Source organism: Erythrobacter sp. HL-111, assembly GCF_900105095.1.
Classification (GTDB): domain Bacteria; phylum Pseudomonadota; class Alphaproteobacteria; order Sphingomonadales; family Sphingomonadaceae; genus Erythrobacter.
Genome location: NZ_LT629743.1, coordinates 954,545 through 977,953, shown reverse-complemented (window position 1 = coordinate 977,953; position 23,409 = coordinate 954,545). Strand labels below are relative to the sequence as shown.

Annotated in this window: 26 protein-coding genes; 19 read left to right on the top strand and 7 right to left on the bottom strand. The window is 67.6% G+C overall.

The genetic code is table 11. The annotated features are described in order from the left end of the window. The first annotated feature begins 20 nt into the window (after nt 1-20). From BLU08_RS04630 to BLU08_RS04580, 11 genes are all read left to right on the top strand, one after another. Nucleotides 21-350 (top strand): hypothetical protein, encoded by a 330-nt coding sequence (locus BLU08_RS04630; protein ID WP_090195931.1) that lies wholly within the window; start codon nt 21-23, stop codon nt 348-350. Continuing rightward, nucleotides 347-1,096, top strand: a complete 750-nt coding sequence (gene trmD, locus BLU08_RS04625; protein WP_090195927.1) for a tRNA (guanosine(37)-N1)-methyltransferase TrmD — start codon at nt 347-349, stop codon at nt 1,094-1,096. Before BLU08_RS04630 ends, trmD begins: the two co-directional genes overlap by 4 nt. Then, nucleotides 1,093-1,461, top strand: coding sequence for a 50S ribosomal protein L19 (gene rplS / locus BLU08_RS04620; protein WP_090195922.1), 369 nt, complete (start codon nt 1,093-1,095; stop codon nt 1,459-1,461). The genes trmD and rplS overlap by 4 nt, the downstream gene beginning before the upstream one ends. 135 nt (nt 1,462-1,596) lie before the next feature. Then, nucleotides 1,597-3,825 carry a S9 family peptidase gene (locus BLU08_RS04615; protein ID WP_090195918.1) on the top strand — a complete coding sequence of 743 codons (2,229 nt, stop codon included), beginning with the start codon at nt 1,597-1,599 and terminating at the stop codon, nt 3,823-3,825. A gap of 118 nt (nt 3,826-3,943) precedes the next feature. Continuing rightward, complete coding sequence (locus BLU08_RS04610; RefSeq protein ID WP_090195913.1) at nt 3,944-4,969, top strand: aspartate-semialdehyde dehydrogenase; 1,026 nt, start codon at nt 3,944-3,946, stop codon at nt 4,967-4,969. 5 nt (nt 4,970-4,974) lie between these two features. Continuing rightward, nucleotides 4,975-5,553: a hypothetical protein gene (locus tag BLU08_RS04605; RefSeq protein WP_090195909.1), complete on the top strand. Its 579-nt coding sequence runs from the start codon at nt 4,975-4,977 to the stop codon at nt 5,551-5,553. Between the two features lie 94 nt (nt 5,554-5,647). Next, complete coding sequence (locus tag BLU08_RS04600; protein WP_233996092.1) at nt 5,648-6,421, top strand: alpha/beta fold hydrolase; 774 nt, start codon at nt 5,648-5,650, stop codon at nt 6,419-6,421. Nucleotides 6,422-6,703: 282 nt separating this feature from the next. Beyond that, nucleotides 6,704-7,732 carry a beta-propeller fold lactonase family protein gene (locus tag BLU08_RS04595; protein ID WP_090201015.1) on the top strand — a complete coding sequence of 343 codons (1,029 nt, stop codon included), beginning with the start codon at nt 6,704-6,706 and terminating at the stop codon, nt 7,730-7,732. Nucleotides 7,733-7,742: 10 nt separating this feature from the next. Continuing rightward, nucleotides 7,743-8,210 carry a RimK/LysX family protein gene (locus tag BLU08_RS04590; RefSeq protein WP_090195904.1) on the top strand — a complete coding sequence of 156 codons (468 nt, stop codon included), beginning with the start codon at nt 7,743-7,745 and terminating at the stop codon, nt 8,208-8,210. A 76-nt stretch (nt 8,211-8,286) separates the two neighbouring features. Then, complete coding sequence (rimK, locus tag BLU08_RS04585) at nt 8,287-9,192, top strand: 30S ribosomal protein S6--L-glutamate ligase (RefSeq protein WP_090195901.1); 906 nt, start codon at nt 8,287-8,289, stop codon at nt 9,190-9,192. Next, a complete protein-coding gene (locus BLU08_RS04580) occupies nt 9,192-9,752 on the top strand; it encodes a YbjN domain-containing protein (RefSeq protein WP_090195897.1) in 561 nt (186 codons plus the stop codon). The genes rimK and BLU08_RS04580 overlap by 1 nt, the downstream gene beginning before the upstream one ends. A gap of 26 nt (nt 9,753-9,778) precedes the next feature. On the opposite strand, the gene BLU08_RS04575 is transcribed toward BLU08_RS04580, so the two are convergent. From BLU08_RS04575 to rpsF, 4 genes are all read right to left on the bottom strand, one after another. Then, on the bottom strand, nt 9,779-11,227 hold the full coding sequence (locus tag BLU08_RS04575) for an AMP nucleosidase (RefSeq protein ID WP_090195893.1): 1,449 nt from the start codon (nt 11,225-11,227) through the stop codon (nt 9,779-9,781). 124 nt (nt 11,228-11,351) lie between these two features. After that, nucleotides 11,352-12,026 carry a 50S ribosomal protein L9 gene (gene rplI, locus BLU08_RS04570; RefSeq protein ID WP_090195890.1) on the bottom strand — a complete coding sequence of 225 codons (675 nt, stop codon included), beginning with the start codon at nt 12,024-12,026 and terminating at the stop codon, nt 11,352-11,354. 12 nt (nt 12,027-12,038) lie between these two features. After that, nucleotides 12,039-12,263, bottom strand: a complete 225-nt coding sequence (rpsR, locus tag BLU08_RS04565) for a 30S ribosomal protein S18 (protein WP_090195887.1) — start codon at nt 12,261-12,263, stop codon at nt 12,039-12,041. Beyond that, nucleotides 12,263-12,628 carry a 30S ribosomal protein S6 gene (gene rpsF / locus BLU08_RS04560; protein WP_090201013.1) on the bottom strand — a complete coding sequence of 122 codons (366 nt, stop codon included), beginning with the start codon at nt 12,626-12,628 and terminating at the stop codon, nt 12,263-12,265. Before rpsF ends, rpsR begins: the two co-directional genes overlap by 1 nt. Before the next feature lie 211 nt (nt 12,629-12,839). On the opposite strand from rpsF, the gene BLU08_RS04555 reads away from it, so the two are divergent. Further along, nucleotides 12,840-13,787, top strand: a complete 948-nt coding sequence (locus BLU08_RS04555) for a DUF808 domain-containing protein (protein ID WP_090195884.1) — start codon at nt 12,840-12,842, stop codon at nt 13,785-13,787. A gap of 9 nt (nt 13,788-13,796) precedes the next feature. Beyond that, nucleotides 13,797-14,444 carry a glutathione S-transferase family protein gene (locus tag BLU08_RS04550; protein ID WP_090195881.1) on the top strand — a complete coding sequence of 216 codons (648 nt, stop codon included), beginning with the start codon at nt 13,797-13,799 and terminating at the stop codon, nt 14,442-14,444. Between the two features lie 288 nt (nt 14,445-14,732). On the opposite strand, the gene BLU08_RS04545 is transcribed toward BLU08_RS04550, so the two are convergent. The 3 genes from BLU08_RS04545 to BLU08_RS04535 all read right to left on the bottom strand — a co-directional run bounded on the left by BLU08_RS04545 (nt 14,733) and on the right by BLU08_RS04535 (nt 18,088). Continuing rightward, nucleotides 14,733-16,310 (bottom strand): class I adenylate-forming enzyme family protein, encoded by a 1,578-nt coding sequence (locus BLU08_RS04545; RefSeq protein ID WP_172800982.1) that lies wholly within the window; start codon nt 16,308-16,310, stop codon nt 14,733-14,735. A 75-nt stretch (nt 16,311-16,385) separates the two neighbouring features. After that, nucleotides 16,386-16,664: a hypothetical protein gene (locus tag BLU08_RS04540; protein ID WP_233996091.1), complete on the bottom strand. Its 279-nt coding sequence runs from the start codon at nt 16,662-16,664 to the stop codon at nt 16,386-16,388. Further along, nucleotides 16,661-18,088 (bottom strand): Mur ligase family protein, encoded by a 1,428-nt coding sequence (locus tag BLU08_RS04535; RefSeq protein WP_090195869.1) that lies wholly within the window; start codon nt 18,086-18,088, stop codon nt 16,661-16,663. Before BLU08_RS04535 ends, BLU08_RS04540 begins: the two co-directional genes overlap by 4 nt. A 56-nt stretch (nt 18,089-18,144) precedes the next feature. Here BLU08_RS04535 and BLU08_RS04530 point away from each other — a divergent pair, with 56 nt between their 5' ends. The 6 genes from BLU08_RS04530 (at nt 18,145) to BLU08_RS04505 (ending at nt 23,394) form a co-directional block, all read left to right on the top strand. Then, on the top strand, nt 18,145-18,975 hold the full coding sequence (locus BLU08_RS04530) for an LD-carboxypeptidase (RefSeq protein WP_090201011.1): 831 nt from the start codon (nt 18,145-18,147) through the stop codon (nt 18,973-18,975). Between the two features lie 61 nt (nt 18,976-19,036). Beyond that, nucleotides 19,037-19,975 (top strand): ACP S-malonyltransferase, encoded by a 939-nt coding sequence (gene fabD, locus BLU08_RS04525; RefSeq protein WP_090195865.1) that lies wholly within the window; start codon nt 19,037-19,039, stop codon nt 19,973-19,975. Between the two features lie 35 nt (nt 19,976-20,010). Then, on the top strand, nt 20,011-20,163 hold the full coding sequence (locus BLU08_RS04520; RefSeq protein ID WP_172800981.1) for a hypothetical protein: 153 nt from the start codon (nt 20,011-20,013) through the stop codon (nt 20,161-20,163). A gap of 14 nt (nt 20,164-20,177) precedes the next feature. Continuing rightward, entirely contained in the window at nt 20,178-20,942 is a 765-nt protein-coding gene (gene fabG / locus BLU08_RS04515; protein WP_090201008.1) for a 3-oxoacyl-[acyl-carrier-protein] reductase, read from the top strand. 173 nt (nt 20,943-21,115) lie between these two features. After that, nucleotides 21,116-22,243, top strand: a complete 1,128-nt coding sequence (gene dnaN, locus BLU08_RS04510) for a DNA polymerase III subunit beta (protein WP_090195856.1) — start codon at nt 21,116-21,118, stop codon at nt 22,241-22,243. A gap of 65 nt (nt 22,244-22,308) precedes the next feature. Continuing rightward, nucleotides 22,309-23,394, top strand: a complete 1,086-nt coding sequence (locus BLU08_RS04505; protein WP_090195852.1) for a DUF2855 family protein — start codon at nt 22,309-22,311, stop codon at nt 23,392-23,394. Nucleotides 23,395-23,409 lie beyond the last annotated feature (15 nt).

The window sequence follows — 23,409 nt, the reverse complement described above, 5'->3', positions numbered from 1 at the left end:
GTCCGAGGGAGGGAAGGCCGATGTTCGAAGCGCCCGAATGGCTGTGGTGGGTGATGGTGCTCTCGCCGATGATCCTGACCCCGATCCTGGCCCACCTGATCCTCGCCCGCGCGAAGGAGCGGCCCGGCCTCGGCGGGATGATGGGCATCGGCGCGCTGGGCGCGGTGCCGCTCGCGCTGTTCATGGCCGCGACCCGCGACGGCGGGGTGGTCGGCGCGCTCATCTTCGCGCTCGTCGCGCTCGCCGTATGGGGCAGCACGATCGGCGTGGCGCTGGTGAGCTATGTCGACTGGCTGCGGCGCGAGGATGCGAAGCGGCGGCCCGCGCCCGATCTGCCCGAAACCGAATGACCTTCGCCGCCACCATCCTGACGCTCTACCCCGAGATGTTCCCCGGGCCGCTCGGCCTCAGCCTCGCGGGGCGCGCGCTGGAGCGCGGCGACTGGTCGTGCGAGGCGGTGCAGATCCGCGATTTCGCGCAGGACAAGCACCGCACCGTCGACGACACGCCCGCGGGCGGCGGGGCGGGGATGGTGCTGCGATGCGACGTGGTGGCGCGCGCGGTCGATCATGCCGCCAGCCTCCGGCCCGAGGCCCCGATCCTCGCCATGACGCCGCGCGGCAAACCGATCATGCAGGCGCGCATCCGGGAACTTGCCGCCGGACCCGGCGTCACCCTGCTGTGCGGCCGGTTCGAAGGCTTCGACGAGCGCCTGTTCGAGGCCCGCCCGGGGATCGAGGAAATCAGCCTCGCCGACATCGTCCTGTCGGGCGGAGAACCCGCCGCGCTCGCCATACTCGACGCTTGCATTCGGCTGCTTCCCGGCGTAATGGGCGCGGCCTTGAGCGGTGAGGAGGAATCCTTCGAGGATGGCCTGCTCGAATACCCGCACTACACCCGACCTCAGGAGTGGGAAGGGCGCACGATCCCCGAAGTGCTGCGATCGGGGGATCATGCGAGGATCGCCGCCTGGCGCAAGGCCATGGCGCGCGAGACGACACGGTTACGCAGGCCCGATCTATGGGAGCGTCACGGGGATGCTCCGGGCGGGTCTGCCTCTGGCGCGCAGCGAACAAAGAAGGATACGGACCAGTGAACCTGATCCAGCAAATCGAAGCCGAGGAAATCGGCAAGGTCGAACGCCAGATTCCCGACTTCCGGGCCGGCGACACCGTGCGTGTCGGCGTCAAGGTCAAGGAAGGCAACCGCGAACGCGTGCAGAACTTCGAAGGCGTGGTGATCGCGCGTTCGAACCGCGGCATGGGCTCCAACTTCACGGTGCGCAAGATCAGCTTCGGCGAGGGCGTGGAACGCGTCTTCCCGCTCTATTCCCCGATCATCGACGACATCACCGTGGTCCGCCGCGGCGTCGTGCGCCGGGCGAAGCTCTATTACCTGCGCGGCCGCACCGGCAAGCGCGCGCGCATCGCCGAACGCCGCGATAACGCGCCGAAGGGGTGAGCGCTCGCGGAAACGCGAAATCAGGGAAGGGCGGCTCCGCGAAGGGCCGCCCTTTTCCTTTGCCCCTTTGCAATTGGCGCGCGCTTTCGTCATGTCGGCTGCCAGCACAGACGATACGAAGGGGCCTTCCTTGAAATGCGCTTGTCCATCCTTGCAGCCGCTGGTGCTGCGATCCTGTCGTCCCAGCCCGTTCTTGCCGACACGCCGATGACCGCAGAGCCCGAACTCACCTTCGAGCGGGTCTTCGCCTCGCCCTCGCTCGACGGGCCGGCACCGCGCCAGGCGAAACTGTCGCCCGACGGGAAATATCTCACCCTGCTCAGGAACCGCGCCGACGATCTCGAGCGCTACGACCTGTGGGGCTACGACATCGCGACGCGTGAATGGCGGATGCTGGTCGATAGCGAGGCGCTCGGCACGGGGCGCGAGCTCAGCGAGGACGAGAAGATGCAGCGCGAACGCGCGCGCGTCGGCAATCTCAAGGGCATCATCACCTATCAGTGGGCAAGCGACGGGTCGGGCGTGCTCGTGCCGCTGGACGGCGATCTCTATTTCGCGAACCTCGATGGCAGCGTGACGCGCCTGACCGACACCGAGGGGACCGAACTCAATCCGAAGCTGTCGGGCAAGGGCGGCTTCGTCTCCTTCGTGCGCGACCGGCAATTGTGGGTCGGCCCGTTCGGCGAGGAGGCGCGCCCGATCACGCCGAAGGAAGGCGAGACGATCCGCTGGGGCGAGGCCGAATTCGTCGCACAGGAGGAAATGGGCCGGCTCACCGGGTACTGGTGGAGCCCGGACGACAGCCGTCTTGTCGTCCAGCGCACCGACGAGGAACCTGTCGGCGTGGTCACCCGCGCCGCGATCGGGGCGACCGGGACCAGGGTTTTCGACCAGCGCTATCCGGTCGCGGGCAGCGACAATGCGATCGTCGAGCTTTACGTGATGGACCCCGATGGCTCTGACCGGGTGAAGGTCGATCTCGGCCCCGACACCGACATCTATGTCGCCCGCGTCGACTGGGCGCCCGACGGCAGCGCGATCTACGTGCAGCGCCAGAACCGCGCGCAGACGGTGCTCGACATGCTGCGCGTCGATCCCGCCACGGGCGAATCCGAAGTCTGGTTCACCGAACGGGCCGCGCGGCCCGATTACTGGATCAACCTTTCGGACAATTACCGCTTCCTCAAGGACGGCAGCCTGCTGTGGTGGTCCGAGCGGTCGGGCTATGGCCAGTTCTACCGCTTCGACGGCGACGCATGGACGCAGCTTACCGAGGGCGAGAGCCCCGCGACCAGCCTCGACGGGGTGAACGAGGAGGAGGGCAGCTTCTTCTACACCCGCGTCGACGGCGTGCTGACCCGGCAGGTCTACCGCGCCGCGCTCGATCGCGCGGCCACGCCGCAGCGCCTGACCGATCCCTCCTACACCAATTCCGCCAGCATGGACCGCAAGGGGCGCGCGCTGCTCGTCACCCGGTCGAGGCCCGACCAGCCGCCGCAGTCCTATCTCGCCGGGCGCGAAGGGCAGCGCCTCGCCTGGATCGAGGAGAACGCGCTGGGCGAGGACCATCCCTATACGCCTTACCTCATGAGCCACGTCATGCCCGAATTCGGCACGATCAAAGCCGAGGACGGTACCCCGCTCCACTACATGATGCTGAAGCCCGAAATGGAGCCGGGGAAGAAGTACCCGGTGTTCTACTACCATTATTCCGGGCCGGGCCCGCAGGTGGTGACGAAGGGATGGACCGGCGCGCTCGCCCAGGCGATCGTCGACAAGGGCTATATCTGGTTCGCGCTCGACAATCGCGGTTCGGCCAATCGCGGCGTCGATTTCGAGCAGCCGATCTACCGCGCCATGGGCGGGGTCGAGGTGCGCGACCAGAAGGCGGGGGCCGAATGGCTGAAACGGCAATCCTACGTCGATGGCGACAGGATCGCGCTCTACGGCTGGTCTTATGGCGGCTACATGACATTGAAGCAGCTCGAGGCCGATCCCGGGCTCTACGCGGCGGGTGTTTCGGGCGCGCCGGTGACCAAGTGGGAGCTTTACGACACCCATTATACCGAACGCTACATGGGCGATCCCCGCGAGGTCCCCGAAGCCTATGAGGCGGCGAGCGCGATCCCGCAGGCCACCCGGATCAGCGACCCGCTGCTCATCGTCCACGGCATGGCGGACGACAACGTGGTGTTCGAGAATTCCTCGGAAATCATCGCCGCGCTGCAGGAGGGCAACGTGCCGTTCGAGATGATGCTATATCCCGGCTACACGCACCGCGTATCGGGAGAGACCATCAGCCCGCACCTGTGGAACACGATCTTCCGCTTCCTCGACAGCCACGGGGTGACGCCGCCCGAGTGACGCGGAACGAACGCGATCCCATAATCCGCCCGGAATGCCCCGCGCCGCGCAGGACATGGTTGTCCGCGCCGCGCGAGGCGCTATTGCGCACGCGGCAAGACACGAAGGAGTATGCGAATTGGGCTATCGGGTGGCCATCGTCGGGGCGACCGGCAATGTCGGGCGCGAAATGATGCAGATCCTCGCCGAGCGCGAGTTTCCCGTGGACGAGGTGGCCGCCATCGCCTCCGGCCGTTCGACCGGGACCGAGGTCGAATACGGCGACACCGGCAAGATGCTCAAATGCAGGAACATCGAGCATTTCGACTTTGCCGGCTGGGACATCGCGCTGTTCGCGGCCGGTAGCGGCCCGGCGAAGGAATATGCGCCCAAGGCGGCGGCGGCGGGCTGCGTGGTGATCGACAATTCCTCGCTCTACCGGATGGACCCGGACGTGCCGCTGATCGTGCCCGAGGTGAACCCGGACGCGATCGACGATTACAGGAAACGCAACATCATCGCGAACCCCAATTGTTCGACCGCGCAGCTCGTGGTGGCGCTCAAGCCGCTGCACGATGCCGCCACGATCAGGCGCGTCGTGGTGTCCACCTACCAATCGGTCTCGGGCGCGGGGAAGGCGGGGATGGACGAGCTGTTCGAACAGTCGCGCGCGATCTTCGTCGGCGACCCGGTGGAACCGGCCAAGTTCACCAAGCAGATCGCCTTCAACGTCATTCCCCACATCGACGTCTTCCTCGAGGACGGATCGACCAAGGAGGAATGGAAGATGGTGGTCGAGACGAAGAAGATCCTCGATCCCAAGATCAAGCTGAACGCGACCTGCGTGCGCGTGCCGGTCTTCGTCGGCCATTCCGAAGCGGTGAACATCGAGTTCGAGAAGGAAATCAGCGCGCAGCAGGCGCAGGACATCCTGCGCGAGGCGCCGGGCATCATGCTCGTCGACAAGCGTGAGGACGAAGGCTACGTGACGCCGGTCGAATGCGCCGGCGACAGCGCGACCTACGTCTCCCGCGTGCGCGAAGATCCCACGGTCGAGAACGGCATCACCCTGTGGTGCGTTTCGGACAACCTGCGCAAAGGCGCCGCGCTCAACGCCGTCCAGATCGCCGAACTGCTGGGCCGCCGCCACCTGAAGAAGGGATGACAACCATGCGCCACCTCGCGACCACCGCCGCCGCCGCCGCTTTCCTCGCGCTCGCCGCCTGCGGGAGCGAACCCGAGGAGGAAGCGCCGCAGGACGCCGCGCCCGCCGAAGAGGTCGCCGCCGACACCGTGCGCCTCAACGCCGAGGGGCTGGCGGTCGGGGACGAGGCCTTCCTGTTCAACGCCGGTCGCAGCGAGGTCGAAAGCGCGCTCACCCGCCTGCTGGGCGAACCGGCGCGCAGCGCGACCAACCGGCAATGCGATGCGGGGCCGGTCGATTTCGTCGATTACGAGGGCGGCCTGACCGTGCATTTCGCCGACGGCGCGCTGGTCGGCTGGAACTGGCACCTGCCCTACGAGGGCGACGCGCCGCTGAACGAGGACGTGACGGTCGCCGGCGATGTCCGTCTCGGCCAGTCGCGCGCCGAGGTCGAGCAGCGCGAGGGCTACGAACGGATCGAGGACAGCACGCTGGGCGAGGAATTCCGTTTCGGCGAGGTCGGCGGCTTCATCGAGGCGGACGAGGTCGCGACGCTTTTTGCCGGCACGCAATGCTTCCTCCGCGGCGAGGAGGCCGCAGCGTGATCCGCGCGGGCAAGCCGTCTTTCGGGGAGGAGCGGTCCGTCCCGGCCGGGTTCCGGATGGAACAGCGGCGGCCTGCCGTGCGAGAGGACAGGGTTTGACCGACCCCGCGACCACGCGTTTCGCGTCTTTCGACGGCACGCGCCTTGCCGTGCACCGGCTGGGCGAGGGGCGACCGGTGATCCTGCTCCACGGCCTGTTCTCGAGCGCGCACATGAACTGGATCAAGTGGGGCCATGCCGCGCGGCTCGCCGAAGCGGGGTTCGAGGCGATCATGCCCGATTTCCGCGTCCACGGAGAGAGCGAGGCGCCGCAGGATGCCGCGAGCTATCCCGAGGGCGTGCTGGTGCGCGACGTCGCCGCGCTGGCGGAGCATCTCGGGCTGGAGGAGGGCAGGTTCGACCTCGTCGGCTTCTCGCTCGGAGCGCGCACCGCGCTCCATGCCGCGGCGCGGGGTGTGCTCTCGCCGCGGCGCATGGTCGTTGCCGGCATGGGCGTCACGGGGCTGACCGGCTGGCAGCAGCGCGCGGCCTTCTTCAAGCGGGTGATCGACGAATTCGACACGATGGAGCGCGGCGATCCGGCCTGGCAGTCGCGCCAGTTCCTGAAATCGCAGGGGGTGGACCGCGCGGCGGCGCGGCTGCTGCTCGATGCGACGGGCGATCTTTCGCTCGAGGCGCTCGACGCGGTCGCCTGCCCGGTGCTCGTGCTGTGCGGGGTGGATGACCGCGACAACGGCTCGGCGAGCCATCTCGCCCAGCTCCTGCCCGATGCCGTCTACGAAGAAGTGCCCGGCGCCCATCTCGACAGTGCGACCAGGCCCGAACTGGGCGCGGCGATCGTGCGTTTCCTGGCGGAGCCGAAGGGTTAGGGCGCGGCCTTGCGGGTCATGGCGCGTCATAGCGAGGTATGGGGCCCCCGCCGCAGACGGATCGGCGGGGGCCCACGCTCACGGGCCTCACGGGGGCTATGGCCGGCGAGCTTACCGATCGTCGCAAGGACCGGTAATCCTCTCTCCCTCGCGTGTTATGAATGTTATCTCGTTTCTTCGACCGAATCCAGAAAAATGCGAAGCGCCAGCAATAGCGATAGGGCCGCCCGCGCGGGCGAAGTCCGGTTTGACCGAGCGGCGCGAGGCTCTATGCTTCGCGGGATGAAGGTTTTTCCCGTATGCTGGCTGGCGGCGACGTCCGGCGCCGTGCTGCTCGCGGCCGGATGCGCGCCGGTTGCGCGGGATGCGGGCGAACCCGCCCTCGCCAATGATCCCGCAGCGAGCCTGTTCGTCGCCGCCAAGCGCGGCAACACCCTCTCCAAGGTCGATCTGGCCAGCGGCGAGGAGGTGCTGAGGAAGCCGAGCTGCACCAATCCGCACGAACTTGCCACCTCGCCCGATGGCCGCCACGTCGCGCTCGCCTGCTATGGCGGGACGAGCATCGACATCTTCCGCACCGACACGCTGGAGCGCGTCACCGGCATCGACCTCGGCGAAAACGCCCGGCCGCACGGGATCGTGTGGCACGCGAACGGCGATCTCTACGCCACCGCCGAAGGGCGCCGCTCGATCGTGTGGATCCGCGATCCGCTTGGCGAAAGGCCGGAGACCTTCGAATATTCCACGGGCAAGGAAGGCAGCCACATGCTCGCCGTCGCACCCGATGCGACGGTCGCCTGGACCACCGATCTCGGCTCGCGCACGGTGACGCGGGTGGCGCTCAAGGCGCGCATGGCGCCGGTTTCCGTCGCGGTCGGGGAAGAGCCCGAAGGCATCGCCCTTTCACCCGACGGCAGGACCCTGTGGGTTTCGGCGCGCGGCTCCGATCAGGCCTTCGCGCTCGACCCCGCGACGATGAAGGTGCGCGAAACGGTCGCGACGGGGCGCTTTCCCCTGCGGATCGCGATCCGGCCGCAGGGCGATGTCGCGGTGACTTCGGACCTCATGGACGGCTCGCTCTCGGTGATCGACCTCGAACAGGCCGAAGTCGTCCGCAAGATCCGCGTTTCCGGGCCGGACGAGGCGCAGGAGCGCTTCCAGGTCACCATCCTGTGGTCCGACGACGGGGAGCGCATCTACGTCGCCGAAACCGCCAGCGACACCATCGCCGAGGTCGATTACGCCAGCGGCACCGTCCTGCGCCGGCTGTCGGCGGGCGAGGGCGGGGACGGGCTCGCCATCCTGCCGTGAATTCGCTTCAATGAATCCCCCGTCCAGGCCTCCCCGCATCCTGCCCGTCGTCGGCTGGCGCGAACTGGTCGACCTGCCCGAGCTCGGCCTGTCGCGCATCCCGGCCAAGATCGACACCGGCGCGCGCACCTCCTCGCTCCACGGCCACGTGATCGAGGAATTCGCCCGCGGAGGCGAGAAATTCGTGCGCTTCGCGGTCGACTGGGACGGCGTGCGCCACCAATGCGAGGCGATCCACGTCGATATTCGCGGCGTCACCAGCTCCAACGGGGAGACCCAGCGGCGCTATGTCATCAAGACGCCGCTGCGGATCGGCGAGGTCGAGTTCCGCGCCGAGATCAGCCTCGCGGACCGGTCGGACATGCGATTTCCGATGCTGGTGGGCCGATCCTCGCTGCGTCGCCGCTTTGTCGTCGATAGCGGATATTCATGGCTGCAAAGTGCGGGCATGGAGGCGGTGAAGGGGCACCGGCCCTGAGCCCCCCGATTCCGCCCGCCCGATTCGCCCCTGTCCGATCCGATCCCATCCGAACCCCCCACGAGGTTTCCTCCCCATGAAAATCGCGATGCTGGCCCGCAATCCGAACCTCTATTCGCACAGGCGGTTGAAAGAGGCGGCGGAACAGCGCGGGCACGAGCTCGACATCCTCAACACCACCCGCTGCACCGTCCACATCGCGAGCCACCGGCCCGAGGTCTATTACGAAGGCCAGCCGATGACCGGATACGACGCGGTGATCCCGCGCATCGGGGCCTCGATCACCAATTACGGCCTTGCGATACTGCGCCAGTTCGAGATGCGCGGCTGCTGGCCCCTCAACGAAAGCGTCGCGATCGGCCGCAGCCGCGACAAGCTGCGCTCACTCCAGATCCTCGCCAAGTACGGACTCGGCCTGCCGCTCACCGCCTATGCCAATGATCCCAAGAAGGCCGAGGAGATCATCAGGGCGGTGAAGGGGCCGCCGGTGGTGATCAAGCTGCTCGAGGGGACGCAAGGGATCGGCGTCGTGCTGGCCGAGACGATGTCGAGCGCCAAGTCGGTGATCGAGGCCTTCCGGGGGGCGAACGTCAACATCCTCGTGCAGGAATTCATCAAGGAAGCCGGCGGCACCGACATCCGCGCGCTGGTGGTCGGCGGCAAGGTGGTCGCGGCGATGAAGCGCACCGGCGCTCCCGACGATTTCCGCTCGAACCTCCACCGCGGGGGCAGCGCGGACGTCATCAAGATCACGCCCGAGGAACGCTCGACCGCGGTGCGCGCGGCCAAGCGCATGGGGCTGAACGTGTGCGGGGTGGATATGCTGCGGAGCAATCACGGGCCGGTCATCATGGAGGTCAATTCCTCCCCCGGCCTCGAAGGGATCGAAAGCGCGACGGGCAAGGACGTGGCGGGCCAGATCATCGGCTTCATCGAGGCGAACGCCAAGACCGGGCGGACCAAGACGCGGGGGCAGGGGTGATGCGCGCCCTGCTCGCCCTCCTCGCCTTCGCCGCCGCGTTCCTGCTGGCCGGCGCCGCCGCTCCGCTGGCCGCGCAGGAGGCCCCGCCGCGCACCGTTTCCGCCGCCGAGCCGGGCGACCTCGTCCTTGCGCTGCTCAACGCGGGATACGACCCCGATCTGGGCAAGGACGAGTACGGCGACCCGCTGATCGGTTTCCGGCGCCCGGACGGCTATTTCATGCAGCTCTTCTTCTACGATTGCGACGAGGAGACGCGCGAGGACTGCGGCTCGCTCCAGCTGCGCGCGGGCTTCGACCGGGAGGAGGCCTGGGATCCGGCGGCGTCCCTGGCGATTGCGCGCCGGTTCCGTTTCGCGAGCGTGTGGCTCGACGACGAAGGCGACCCATGGATCAAATGGGACATCCTGACGCGCGGCGGCATCCCCGAAACCCCCTTCGTCGATGCGGTCGAGAACTTCGAACGGACGGTCGAAGAGGTCGCCGCCATCGTCTTTGCCGAAGAGAGCGAGGCCGGGGACGCGGGCGAGGGGGCTACGGACGAGGGCGACAGGGGCGATTGACGCCGCGGCGCCCGGTCCGCCGTCGCCTAGCGGAACGGCGGCTCGTTGAACGCCCTCAGCTTGCGCGAATGCAGCCGGTCGCCTTCGTCGCGCAGGCGCTTGCAGGTCTCGAGCCCGATCTGGAGGTGCGCGGCGATCGCCTCCTCGTAGAACTTGTTCGCCTGTCCCGGCAGCTTGATCTCGCCATGGAGCGGCTTGTCCGAAACGCACAGCAGCGTCCCGTAGGGCACGCGGAAGCGGTAGCCCTGCGTGGCGATGGTCGCGCTTTCCATCTCGATCGCGATGGCGCGGCTCTGCGAGAAGCGGAAGGCTGAGGAGGAATAGCGCAGTTCCCAGTTGCGATCATCGGTGGTGACGACCGTCCCGGTGCGCATGCGCTGTTTCAGGTTCGCGCCCTGGACGCCGGAGACTTCCTCCGCTGCCCCGGCCAGCGCCTGCTGCACTTCGGCGATCGGCGGGATCGGGATTTCGGGCGGCAGCACGTCGTCGAGCACGTGATCGTCGCGCAGGTAGGCGTGGGCGAGGACGAAGTCGCCGATCTTCTGGCTCGAACGAAGCCCGCCGCAATGGCCGATCATCAGCCAGGCGTGAGGGCGCAGCACCGCGAGGTGGTCGCAGATCGTCTTCGCATTGGACGGGCCGACGCCGATATTGACCAGCGTGATGCCGAGCCGGTCCTCGCGCATCAGGTGATAGGCCGGCATCTGGTGGCGGCGCCAGGCGGTGTCGTTGAGCTGCGCCTGCGCGTTGTCGGCCGGATCGGTGATGTGCAGGCCCCCCGCACCGGTCAGCGCGGTGTAGCCGTCATGCCCGATCTGCTTCGCGCCCCAGTTCACGAATTCATCGACATAGCGGTGATAGTTCGTGAACAGGATGAAGTCCTGGAAATCCTCGACCCGCGTCCCGGTGTAATGGGCAAGGCGGGCGAGCGAGTAATCGGTCCGCAGCGCATCGAACAGCGAGAGCGGCATGTCGCGGTTCTCGTCGAACTCGATCCCGTCGGCGAGCTCGTCGCCGATCAGGGCGAGGTCGGTCGAGGGGAAGTATTCCGCGATCTCCTGCGGGGCGATCCCGACCATGGCCGCGCCCGCCTCGCCATCAAGGACATAGGCGAAGGGAATCTCCTGCCGCGACCGGCCCACGGTCACGGTGATCTCGTATTCGGCCGCGATGAGTTCGAGCTGTTCCTTGAGATAGGGCGCGAACAGGTCCGGGCGGGTGATCGTGGTGGTGTAGGTCCCCGCCATCTCCAGCCGCCCGAAGGCGCGGGTGCGGTCGTCGGCCTCGGCCCCGCTCGAATCCCGGCCCGAATACCGCAGGGTAAGTTCGGGATAGGCATAGCTGCCGTCCTGCCGCTTGCGCATCGGCGGGATCGCCCCGCTGCGCCCGAAGGCGATCACGTCCTCGCGCAGGGTCTTCACCGCATCGGAATAATGCTGCTGCAACTGTTCGAGGATGCTGGGGATCGGGGTCATGGGCGGGAAGCCTAAAGCTGGATTGTGAAAGATCGGGGGAGGCGAAGGGGGTCCTCTTGCAAGAAGGGCGCGGAGGCCGTGTGACCTCCGCGCCCGTCCTGGTGAAGTGGTGAAGCGGGGAGGCTTACTGCTCGTCGCGCCCGGTTTCGGGAGCGGTCGCTTCGATCTTGGCCTCGGTCACGCTCATGCCCTCGGGGGTGTCGATCCCGTCCTCGAGCAGTTCGGACGGGATTTCGCCCGGTTCGAGATTCGGGTCGATGCGGTTCGCCTCGGCCTGTTCCTCGATCTCGCGCTGCTCTTCCTCGAACAGCTGGGCGAGCACGTCGACGCCCTGCGACTGCAGTTCGGCCTCGTTGTCCGAGCGGGCGACGTTGGCCTTGACCGTGACGTGAACTTCCGGGTGGAGCGCGACGGTCACTTCGTGCATCCCGATCGACTTGATCGGGGCGCCCATGATGACCTGCTTCTTGTCGATCTCGTGGCCCTGCGCGGCAAGCCCGGCGACCATGTCGCGGACATTGACCGAACCGTAGAGCTGGCCGGCGTTCGACGCGGCGCGGATCAGCACGACCTCGGCCCCGGCGACCTTCTCGCCCTGCTTTTCGGCTTCGGCACGGCGTTCGGCGTTTTCCTTCTCGAGGCGTTCGCGGTTCGCTTCGAAGACCTTCTTGTTGGCCTCGTTTGCGCGCAGCGCCTTCTTCTGGGGGAGCAGGAAATTGCGCGCGTAGCCGTCCTTCACGGTGACGATGTCGCCGATCGAGCCGAGCTTCTCGATGCGTTCGAGGAGAATGATATCCATGTGTCGCTCCTCTTACTTCACGATGTAGGGAAGGAGGCCGATGTGGCGCGCGCGCTTGATCGCCTTGGCGAGTTCACGCTGCTTCTTGGCCGAAACGGCGGTGATGCGGCTGGGCACGATCTTGCCCCGCTCGGACATGAAGCCCTGGAGGAGGCGCACGTCCTTGTAATCGATCCGGGGGGCGTCCTTGCCGGAGAAGGGGCAGGACTTGCGGCGGCGGAAAAACGGGCGTGCCATCAGTCACGATCCTCCCTGTCGGAGCGGCGCTTGCGCTCGCGCTCGTTCTTGCGCATCATCACGGACGGGCCTTCCTCGTGCGCGTCGACGCGGATGGTCATGTAGCGGATGATGTCTTCGTTGATGCGGGTCTGACGCTCGAGCTCGGCGACCACGCTGCCGGGCGCGTCGATGTTGAGCATCACGAAATGCGCCTTGCGGTTGCGCTCGATCCTGTAGGCGAGGGACTTGAGACCCCAGGTTTCGGTCTTGGTGACCTTGCCGTTGTTCGCTTCGACGATTTCGGTCGCCGTGGCCGCCAGCGCATCGACCTGGGCCTGGGAGAGGTCCTGCCGCGCGAGGAACACATGCTCGTAAAGAGCCATGCCTTTTCCTTTCACTTCCATGCCGATCGCTGGCTGATCCGTCCGGATGACGGGGCCCCTCCGGCTTTCTTCGTTCCGCCGCGATTGCAGCGAAGCGCGCCACATACCCATTTCGGGCAGGAATGCAAGGCTGCTTGTCCGCTTGTCTCGCCGCCGCGGCTGGGCCATCACGCGGGCGCCCGGCCGGGCGGACAATCATTGAGGACACGCCATGCCTTCAGGTCTCGTCGCGCTGCTCGACGACGTTTCGGTGATCGCCCGCGCGGCGGCGGCCTCGGTCGACGATATCTCGGTCGCCGCGGGCAAGGCGGGGACCAAGACCGCGGGCGTGGTGATCGACGATGCGGCGGTGACGCCGAGCTACGTCACCGGCCTTTCCCCGGCGCGCGAACTCCCGATCATCTGGTCGATCACCAAGGGGAGCCTGTTCAACAAGCTCGTCATCCTGCTGCCCGGCGCGATCCTGCTGTCCGAATTCCTGCCCGGCGCGATCATCTGGATCCTGATGCTGGGCGGCGCCTTCCTGTCCTACGAAGGCGCGGAAAAGGTGATGGAAAAGCTCGGCTGGGCCAAGCACGGCAAGACCGTCGAGGACGAGATCGGCGACCCCGCCGAATTCGAGAAGAAGCGCGTCGCAGGCGCGATCCGCACCGACCTCATCCTGTCGGCCGAGATCATGGCGATCACCCTCAACGAGCTCGACCTGCCGACCTGGTGGGAACGCGCGCTGGCGCTGGCGCTGGTCGGCCTTGTCGTGACCGTGGCGGTCTATGGCGCGGTCGCGCTGATCGTGAAGATGGACGATGCGGGCCTGCACCTCTCGCGGCAGGAAGGCACCGCGTCGCGGCGACTGGGCCGGTTCCTGCTCGCGTCCATGCCGCGGCTGCTCGTCGCGCTGTCGCTGATCGGGACGGTCGCCATGCTGTGGGTCGGCGGCGGGATCATCGTCCACGGCACGCACGAGGTCGGCTTCGACCTGCTGTATGATTTCGCGCACGGGATCGAATACGCGGTGAAGGGCGCCACCGGCGCGCTTTCGGGCGTGCTCGGCTGGGCGAGCTATGCCGCGGTCTCGGCGGTGATCGGGCTGGTGCTGGGCTTCGTCATCGCGCTCGTCCTGCACAAAGTGCTGGGTGTCGCCAGCGGCGAAGCGCATTAGGAGAAGGCCATGACCAAGCCGATCCTCTATACCTGCGCCCGTTCGCGCGGGCTTCGCGCCACCTGGGCCGCCGAGGAGGCGGGGGTGGACATCGATCTTGTGATCCTGCCGTTCCCGCCCCGGCACATGGCGCCCGAATTCCTCGAACAGAACCCGCTCGGCACGGTGCCGCTGCTGGTCGATGGCGGTGCGAGGATGACCGAAAGCTGCGCGATCGCGCATTACCTTGCCACGCGGGGCGGGCAGACTCCGCTCGCCATCGCCCCGGGCGAGCCGGATTACGCCGAATATCTCGATTTCACCTACCACGCCGATGCGACGATCACCTTCCCGCAGACGGTCTACATGCGCTTCGCCGTGTTCGAGAAGGAGCGCGGCCTCGAAGAGGCGGGCCACGCCTATGCCAAGTGGTTCCACAAGCGCCTCGTCAAGGTCGAGCAGCGGCTCGAGGAGCGCGAATACCTGTGCGCCGACCGCTTCACCGTGGCCGATATCTGCATCGGCTATGCGCTGGTGCTGGCCGAGACGGTCGGGCTGGACGAGGGCGTGCCCGCCAGCCTCAAGGCCTACCGCGAACGCCTCACGGCGCGCCCCGCCTACCGGCGCGCGTTCGAGCGCGAGGAGGCGGGCCGAAGGGCGCTGGAGACGAGCGGCTGAGCCGGGCAGCCGGGTTCGCCCCGTCGGCCGGCGCGCCGGGACGACGGCTGCTGCCCGACCTCGGCCGAATACGCCTTCGCGTCGTTTCCTACACCCGCCCGAAAGGCTAGGATCGGTCGCGCTCTTTCGCATCGTCACGCATCCGCTTCGGATCCGCGCCCGGCGCGTTTCGCCCGCGCCCCCGTGTTCGTCCGCGCGGCGGATATTGCCGTATCCGGTTGAAATCGCGGAATGAATGCGCCGACTGCAAAGTTTACAGGGTGTCACCTTTGTAAACTTTTCCCGGTTTCAGGCGGCCTGGTCCTCGCTCACGGGCCTTGCCGACAATTCGCGGCGCAGCAGCTTGCCGAGCGGGTCGCGCGGGATCCGGTCGACGAATTCGATGTAGCGCGGGCGCTTGTAGCCCGCGATCCTGCCCCTGAACCGCCGCGCGATTTCCTCGCGGGTCAGTTCCATGCCGGGTTTCAGCACCACGAAGGCCTTGACCGCTTCGCCCCATTGCCTGTCCGGCACGCCGCAGCAGCCGACATCGGCGACTTCGGGCATTTCCGCGAAGACCGCGTCGACCTCGGCCGGGTAGACGTTTTCGCCGCCGGTCTTGATCAGCTCCTTCGCCCGGCCGAGAAGGTAGCCGAGCCCCCGCTCGTCCATCGTGCCGAGATCCCCGGTTCGCAGCCAGCCATGACCGAGCGCGGCCTCGCTCGCTTCCGGATTGCGCCAGTAACCGAGCATGACGGACGGGCCGCGCAGGCAGATTTCGCCTTCCTCGCCGGGGGGGAGGCGGTTTCCGTCGGGGTCGAGGATGGTCATTTCGACATGGGGCATCGGCCAGCCGATCGAGCGCGGATGTTCGAGCATGTCGGGATAGTCGATGAAAGTGGCAAAGCCGCACACTTCGGTCTGGCCATAGCCGCCGACGACGCGGGCATCCCAGTCCTTCTCGATGAATTCGTACATCTGCGGGCGGCCCATGCCCGACCCGCCGGTGTAGCTGGTGAGCGGCATGACGCCGTTCCGCACCGGCTCCATCGCAGCCCACGGGAAACTGATCTGGGGAAAGGCGCTGGTGGTGGTGCAGCCTTCGCGGTGGAGGAGGTCGAGGATGGCGGCGCTGTCGTCGTCCCGGCCCGCGAAGACGCTGGTTCCGCCGCAGGCGAGCATGGCGGCGACCTGCTGCATCCCGACGACGTGGAACAGCGGGTTGACCGACAGGAGACGCTCGGCGTGGGTGAAGCCGCGCCGCACGCAGAAGCCCATCGCCGAGGCAGCGACCGCGCTGCCCGCCTGCAGGCAGCCCTTGGGCCGGCCGGTCGTGCCGCTCGTGTACATCATGTAGAGCGGGCGGTCCGGCGGAAGATCAGGTGCAAGGTCCGGCGCAAGGATCGGCCATGTCGCAAGGTCATGGTTGCCGGTGACGATCGCCTCGAACGCGCCCTGCGGATCGTGGCGTTCGTCGACCTCGATCACCTCGCCCGCCTCCGCCCCGGCCAGGAGGGGCGCGAAACGCGGGTTCACGAAGGTCATGGCGGGCTCGGCATTGCCCGCGATCCACGCGATCTCCGGCGGGGCGAGCCGCCAGTTGAGAAGCACGGCGATCGCTCCGATCCGCCCGCAGGCGAGCAGCACGGTGAGGAAGGGCGCCCCGTCGGTGAGCAGGAGCGCGATCCGGTCGCCCGGCGCGATGCCCTTCGCCGCCAGCCAGCGGGCCAGCGCCTCGACCCGCGCGTCGAGCTGGGCATAGGTGAGGCGCTGGGCGCCGTCGATGCTAGCCTCGCGCTCGGCCAGCCGGGTCGCGGCGGCGCGCAGCAGCGTGTCGAGCGAGAAATCGCGCGGACGGGAAGCGGGGACGGGGGGCGTCTCGGGCATGGGGGCTCGCATCTCCTAGGCGAGCAGGGATAGGGCATCGGGGCACCGCGCCGCCATGCGCGCTTTTGGGGAGCGTCAGCGCTCCTTTCGGTCGAGCCGCGCGCCGCATTTCCCGCAGGTGCGGTTGGGCCAGGGCATCACGAACAGCCCGCGGACGAACAGGTTCTTGCCGCAATGCGGGCAGTTGAACGAAAGCATCCGGCGATTGGCGACGACCAGCCCCACGATCGCGGCGGCGAAGGCGAGCGTGGAATGGCCGTGAAACCGGTCGATCACGGCGACGAACAGCACCGCGACGGTCAGCGCGCCCAGCATCCACCACGCATGGCGGCTCGCACCTTCATAGACGGTCACGAAAGCCGCCCGAGCACGTCCTTGGCGAACTCGCTCAGCGTGTCGTCGCGGGCGCCCATGACCACGATCCGGTCGCCTGCGCGGGCGAGTTCGACGATGCGGCGCCCGCATTCCTCGCGCGAGGGGATATGTTCCGCCTTTCCGCCTGCTTCCGCGATCAGTTCGACGATCCGCTCGGTCCCGACGCTGCGGTCGACCGTGCCGCCGAAATAGACCGGGTCGCACATGATCGTGACGTCCTCGTCGTCGAGCTCGCGCGCGAAGGTCCCGGCGAGCTCCGCGCCCATCTGCTTGAGCGGCCCGTAGCCGTGCGGCTGGAAAAAGGCGATCACGCGCCCCGGCGTCGCCTTCAGCGTTCGCTGGGTGGCGGCGCATTTTTCCGGATTGTGGCCGAAATCGTCGATCACCGTGATGCCCGCAGGCGATGTCCCGACCACTTCGAACCGGCGTGCGAGGCCCGCGAAATCGCGCAGCGCCTCGGCGGACTTGGCGATCCCGATCCCCGCCGCATCGGCCGCGGCGATCGCGGCGAGCGCGTTGGAAAGGTTGTGCAGCCCCGGCATCGGCAGGACCAGCGGAACGACCTCGCGGCTGCGATTGTCGATCACGGCGGCAGTGATGCCGAAGGCGCCCTCGTCGATCGAGCCCGGCTCGATGGTGATGTCCGCATCCGCATCCCGCAGCCCGAAGGTGAGGCGGTCGGCCAGTTTCCCGGCGAGCAGACGGCTCTCCTCGCTGTCGGTGTTGACGATCGCGCGGCCCGAGACCGAGAGGAAATCGCCGAACAGGACGCGCAGTTCCTCTATGCTCTTGTGGTCGAGGCTCACGTTGAGCAGCACGCCGATCGTCGGCCGGTAGAGCGCGATCGAGCCGTCGCTTTCGTCGACCTCGCTCACGAACAACCCGATCGAGCCGACCCGCGCGCTGGCGAAGGGGTTATCGTCTCCCGCGAAATTCTTCATCACCGCCCCGTTCATCACGGTGGGATCGCGGCGGGCCTGGTGCAGGATCCAGGCGATCATTCCGGTGACGGTCGACTTGCCGCTCGTGCCGCCGACCGCGATCGAACATTCCGCCTCGTTGAACAGGGCGGAAAGCAGTTCCGCGCGGCTCATTCGCTTGCAGCCCAGTTCGCGCGCCCTCGCGACCTCGGGGACGGTGTCCTCGATCGCGGCCGAGGCGATCAGCACCTGCTCGCTCGAGGTGATCCCGCTGCCGTCCTGCGGGAACAGGGCAAAGCCGCTGCGCTCCAGCCAGGCGAATTTTTCGGGCGTCCGGCCCTGGTCGCGGCTGCGGTCGGAGCCCGCCACGCGGTGCCCGCGGCCATGGGCGATCTGGGCGAGCGGGAGCATGCCCGATCCGCCGATGCCGCAGAAAAAGAGCGGACGCTTCTCCAGCGACCCGGCTTCGACCCCGTCACTCATGGCCGGCATGGTTATTGGCTTGCGGATGCCAAGACAAGCGGCATAGGGTGACCCGCGTGACAAACATCGCGATCTGCGCCCCGGCAACCCCGATCACCCGCGACCACGCCCGCGCTCTCGAAGCGCTCGTCGCCGCCGAATTCCCGCAGCATTCGGTGCATTTCCACGAACAATGCTTCGCGCGCGCCGGGCATTTCGCGGGCGACGACCTCGTCCGCCTCGCCGCCTTGGTCGAATGCGCCAATGATCCGGCCCATGATGTCGTCTGGTTCGCCAAGGGCGGCTATGGCTCGAACCGCATCGCAGAGGCCGCGCTGGTGCGGATGAACGCGGCCGCACGGGCGAAGACCTATGTCGGCTTTTCCGACTGCGGCTATCTCCTCGCCGCCCTCTACCGCGCGGGAATCGGGCAATGCGTTCACGGCTCGATGCCGGTGAGCGCGCGCTCGGAGCGCGGACGCGAAGCGGTTCGCAGGGTGCTGCGCTGGATCGGCGGGGACACGAGCGGGGTCGAACCCAGCCTCGACGGGACGACGCCCGCGGCCGCGTTCAATCTCATCACCCTCGCGATGGTGGCGGGAACGCCGATCATGCCGGACCTCACCGGTCACGTCGTGATGGTCGAGGAGGTGAGCGAGCATCTCTACGCCGTCGACCGCCTGTTCTTCCACCTCGCCGCCACCCTGCCGCGCATCGCCGGCCTGAGGCTCGGCGCGGTGAGCGACGTGCCGGAGAACTACGTCGAATTCGGCCAGAGCCCGGAACAGATCGCGCGCTACTGGTGCGACCGGGCGGGCATCCGCTATCTCGGCCGGGCCGAGATCGGGCACACGCCTGACAACAGGGTCGTGCCCTTCGGTCTTGCCAGCCCGCCCAGCGCCTCCTAACCCGCGCGCTCGATTTTCAGGGCCGCCTGGCCGCAGGCGGCGGGGCCAAGGATTTAATACAATGCGTGCATTCGTTTTTCCGGGACAGGGCAGCCAGAAGGTCGGCATGGGCAAGGAACTCGCCGCAACCTCCCCCGCCGCCCGTGAAGTGTTCGAGGAGGTCAACGAGGCCCTGCTCCAGAACCTTTCCGGCATGATGGCCGAAGGTCCGGAGGAGGAGCTTACCCTGACCCAGAACGCCCAGCCCGCGATCATGGCCCATTCGATCGCCGTGCTGCGCGTGCTCGAGCGGGAATTCGGGGTGAAACTCGCGGAGCAGGCCACGTGCGTCGCGGGCCATTCGCTCGGCGAATATTCGGCGCTGTGCGCGGTCGGCGCGTTCGATCTCGCCATCACGGCCCGGTTGCTCAAGCTGCGCGGGCGCTCGATGCAGGCGGCCGTGCCCGTCGGCGAGGGCGCGATGGCGGCGCTGCTCGGCGCGGACGTCGAAAGCGCGAAGGCGCTCGCGGCGGCGGCGGCGCAGGGTCAGGTCTGCGAGATCGCCAACGACAACGACCCGACGCAGGTCGTGATCTCGGGCCACCGCGAGGCGGTCGAGCGCGCGGTCGGCATGGTCAAGGATCACGGGATCAAGCGCGGGATGCTGCTGCCGGTTTCCGCCCCCTTCCACTGCTCCTTGATGCAGCCCGCCGCCGACCGCATGGCGGACGCGCTCGCCCACACGCCGCCCGCGGCGATGGCGCTGCCGGTCTATGCCAATGTCACCGCCGCGCGGGTCGAGGACGCGCAGGAGGAGCGCGCGCTGCTGGTCGAACAGGTGACGGGCCGGGTGCGCTGGCGCGAAAGCGTGCTTGCCATGCGGGCCGATGGGGTGGAAAGCTTCGTCGAACTGGGCGGCAAGGTGGTCGGACCTATGGTCGGCCGGACGACCCCGGAAGCGCAGGTGACGAGCCTCGTGACCCTGCAGGATCTCGAGGCCTTTGCGAAGGAGAATGCGTGATGCGCGGATTGCTGCCGTGCGCCCGTGTCGCCCTGGTGGCGGCCTCGCCGGACCTTGCCGGGGACCACGGCGGATTGAATTCCATCGCGGCCGGCTACAGCGCCGATCGGGCAGCGCAGCTCGACGCGCTCTATCTCGCCGCCAAGGCCTTGCGGCGCGTCGGCGCACGAGATTTCGCGGGCCAGTGAAAGGGAGCGACAAGATGTTTTCACTGAAGGGCATGAATGCGCTGGTCACGGGCGCGAGCGGGGGGATCGGCTCGGCCATCGCCCACGCGCTGGCCTCGCAGGGCGCGAGGCTGGCGCTGTCGGGCTCCAATGCCGCCAAGCTGCGCGCCTTCCGCGACGAATTGAACGAGGCCTACGCGCACCACGACCATGACGGCCATGTCGAGATCACCTGCGATCTCAGCAACACCACGCAGGTCGAGGAACTGATCCCCGCGACGCTCGATACGCTGGGCGGGATCGACATCCTCGTCAACAATGCCGGCATCACGCGCGACAACCTCGCCATGCGGATGAAGGACGAGGAATGGGATCAGGTCATCCGCATCGATCTCGAGGCCGCCTTCCGCCTGATGCGCGCCGCCGCCCGGCCGATGATGAAGGCGCGCTTCGGACGGGTGATCAACATCACCAGCGTCGTCGGCACCACGGGCAATCCGGGTCAGATGAACTACTGCGCGGCCAAGGCGGGCCTCACGGGAATGACCAAGAGCTTCGCGCAGGAAGTGGCGAGCCGCGGGATCACCGCCAACTGCCTTGCACCGGGCTTCATCCGTTCGGCGATGACTGCGGCCCTGGACGAGAAACAGACCGCCGCGATCAACGCGCGCATCCCGATGGGACGCATGGGCGAGGGCGCGGATATCGGCGCGGCCTGCGTCTATCTCGCCAGCCGCGAGGCAGGCTACGTCACCGGCCAGACGCTGCACGTGAACGGCGGGATGGCGATGACCGGCTGAGCGGGCGGCTCCCTTATCCCCAAGCGAATCGACCGGCGCGAAGGCATTGATCTTGCCCGCATCACCCACCGCGCTAAGGTTCCGGCCCGAACACCGGCGCTGGAGGGGCGATTCCGGCCCCTTCCTGCCACACTCGAGAAACGACAGAATCCGCTAATGAAGGCTAGGGGCACATGAAGGCTACGATCGAACGCGCGACGCTCCTGCGTTGCCTGTCCCACGTCCAGTCGGTGGTCGAGCGCCGCAACACGATCCCGATCCTCTCGAACGTCCTGATCGAGGCGAGCGAGGGCGGCGCGGTCAAGGTCATGGCGACCGACCTCGACCTGCAGGTGGTCGAGACGATGACGGCCGCTTCGGTCGACAGCCCGGGCGCGATCACCGTGTCCGCGCACCTGCTGTTCGACATTGCGAGGAAGCTCCCCGACGGTAGCCAGGTCAGCCTCGAGACCGCGGACAACCGGATGGAGGTCAAGGCCGGGCGCAGCCGCTTCAAGCTGCCGACCCTGCCGCGCGACGATTTCCCGGTGATCGTGGAGGGCGACCTTCCGACCAGTTTCGAACTGCCTGCCCGCACGCTGGCCGAACTGATCGACCGCACCCGCTTCGCCATCTCGACCGAGGAAACGCGCTATTACCTGAACGGCATCTTCCTCCACGTCACCGACGAGGACGAGCCGGTGCTGAAAGCCGCCGCGACCGACGGCCACCGCCTTGCCCGCTTCACCCTGCCGCGGCCCGACGGGGCCGAGGGGATGCCGGACGTGATCGTGCCGCGGAAGGCCGTGGGCGAGCTGAGGAAGCTGCTCGACGAGGCGCTCGACGGGAACGTGCTGGTCGACCTTTCGGCGAGCAAGGTGCGGTTTACCCTCGGCGGGGAAGGCGGGGTCGTTCTCACCAGCAAGCTGATCGACGGGACCTTCCCCGATTACAGCCGCGTGATCCCGACCGGCAACGACAAGCTCCTGAAGGTCGATCCCAAGCTGTTCTTTGCCGGGGTCGATCGCGTCGCGACCATCGCGACGGAAAAGACCCGCGCGGTCAAGATGGGGCTCGAGCCGGACAAGGTCACCCTTTCCGTCACTTCGCCCGACAACGGCACCGCGACCGAGGAACTCGCCGCGTCCTATGCGAGCGAGGCGTTCGAGATCGGATTCAACGCCAACTACCTCAAGGACATCCTCGACCAGATCGACGCGGACGAGGTCGAACTCCACCTCGCCGACGCGGGCGCGCCGACGCTGATCCGGCAGGACGAAAGCGCGCCGGCGCTCTACGTGCTGATGCCGATGCGGGTGTGATCGCCCGTTCGCGGCTGGGCATGAGGCGCGCAGGGCTGTAGGACGGCCTGCGAGAAGGAGAGCTCATGACCATCCAGCAGATCCAGGTCCGCAAGGACGCGCTCGAGCGGGCCGAACTCGTCCATGTCGAACCGATGGGCCTTGCCGATGGCGCCGTCCGGCTCGCGGTGGAAAGCTTTTCGGTGACTGCCAACAACGTGACCTACGCGGTGGTCGGGGACGGCTTCAAATACTGGGATTTCTTTCCCGCACCCGCGCCCTACGGCATCGTGCCGATGTGGGGCCATGCGCGGGTGGCGAAAAGCAGGCATCCCGAAATCGAGGTGGGCGAACGGGTCTATGGCTACCTGCCGATGGGGACCTCGCTCGACGTGGTGCCGGGCAAGGTGAGCGCCTCCGGCTTCACCGACATGAGCGAGCATCGCCAGCCGATGAGCCCCGTCTACAACCAGTATTCCCGCCTCGCCGCCGATCCCGAGCACGATCCCGCGCGCGAGGCGGAGCGGATGATCTTCGGACCCCTGTTCCGCACCGGCTTCCTGATCGCCGATTTCATGAAGCGCGAGGACTGGTTCGGCGCGCAGGCGGTCCTGCTCACCAGCGCCTCGTCGAAGACCGCGATGGCGCTTGCGAGCGCGGCGAGGGCCGGCTCGCCCGAAGTGCGGCGGATCGGCCTCACCTCGCGCGGGAATGTCGATTTCGTCGCGCGAACGGGGCTCTATGACGAGGTCGTCGCCTATGACGCGGTCGAGGAGATCGAGCCCCGCCCGGCCGTTGTGGTCGATTTCGCCGGCGATGCGGACCTGCTCGGCCGGGTGCACCGGCATTTCGCCGACGCGCTTCGCTACAGCTGCCTCGTCGGGGCGACCCACAGGGAGGCGCGCAGCGCATTTGCCGAGGGCGGGGAGCAAGCGCCGGGACCGAAGCCCAAGCTCTTCTTCGCCCCCGATCACATGATCGCCTTCGCCCGCGACCACGGGCGCGAACAGGCATCCCGACTGGTCGCGCAGGCATGGCACCGGTTCCTCGGCGAGGTCGAAGGCGCGGTGGAGATCGACCGGCGAAAGGGACTCGCCGCCGCGCGCGAGGTGTGGCTCGAAATGGTCGCGGGCAAGGTCGATCCGGCCAGGGGCATCGTGATCGAGCCCTAGGCCGGATGCGCGCCC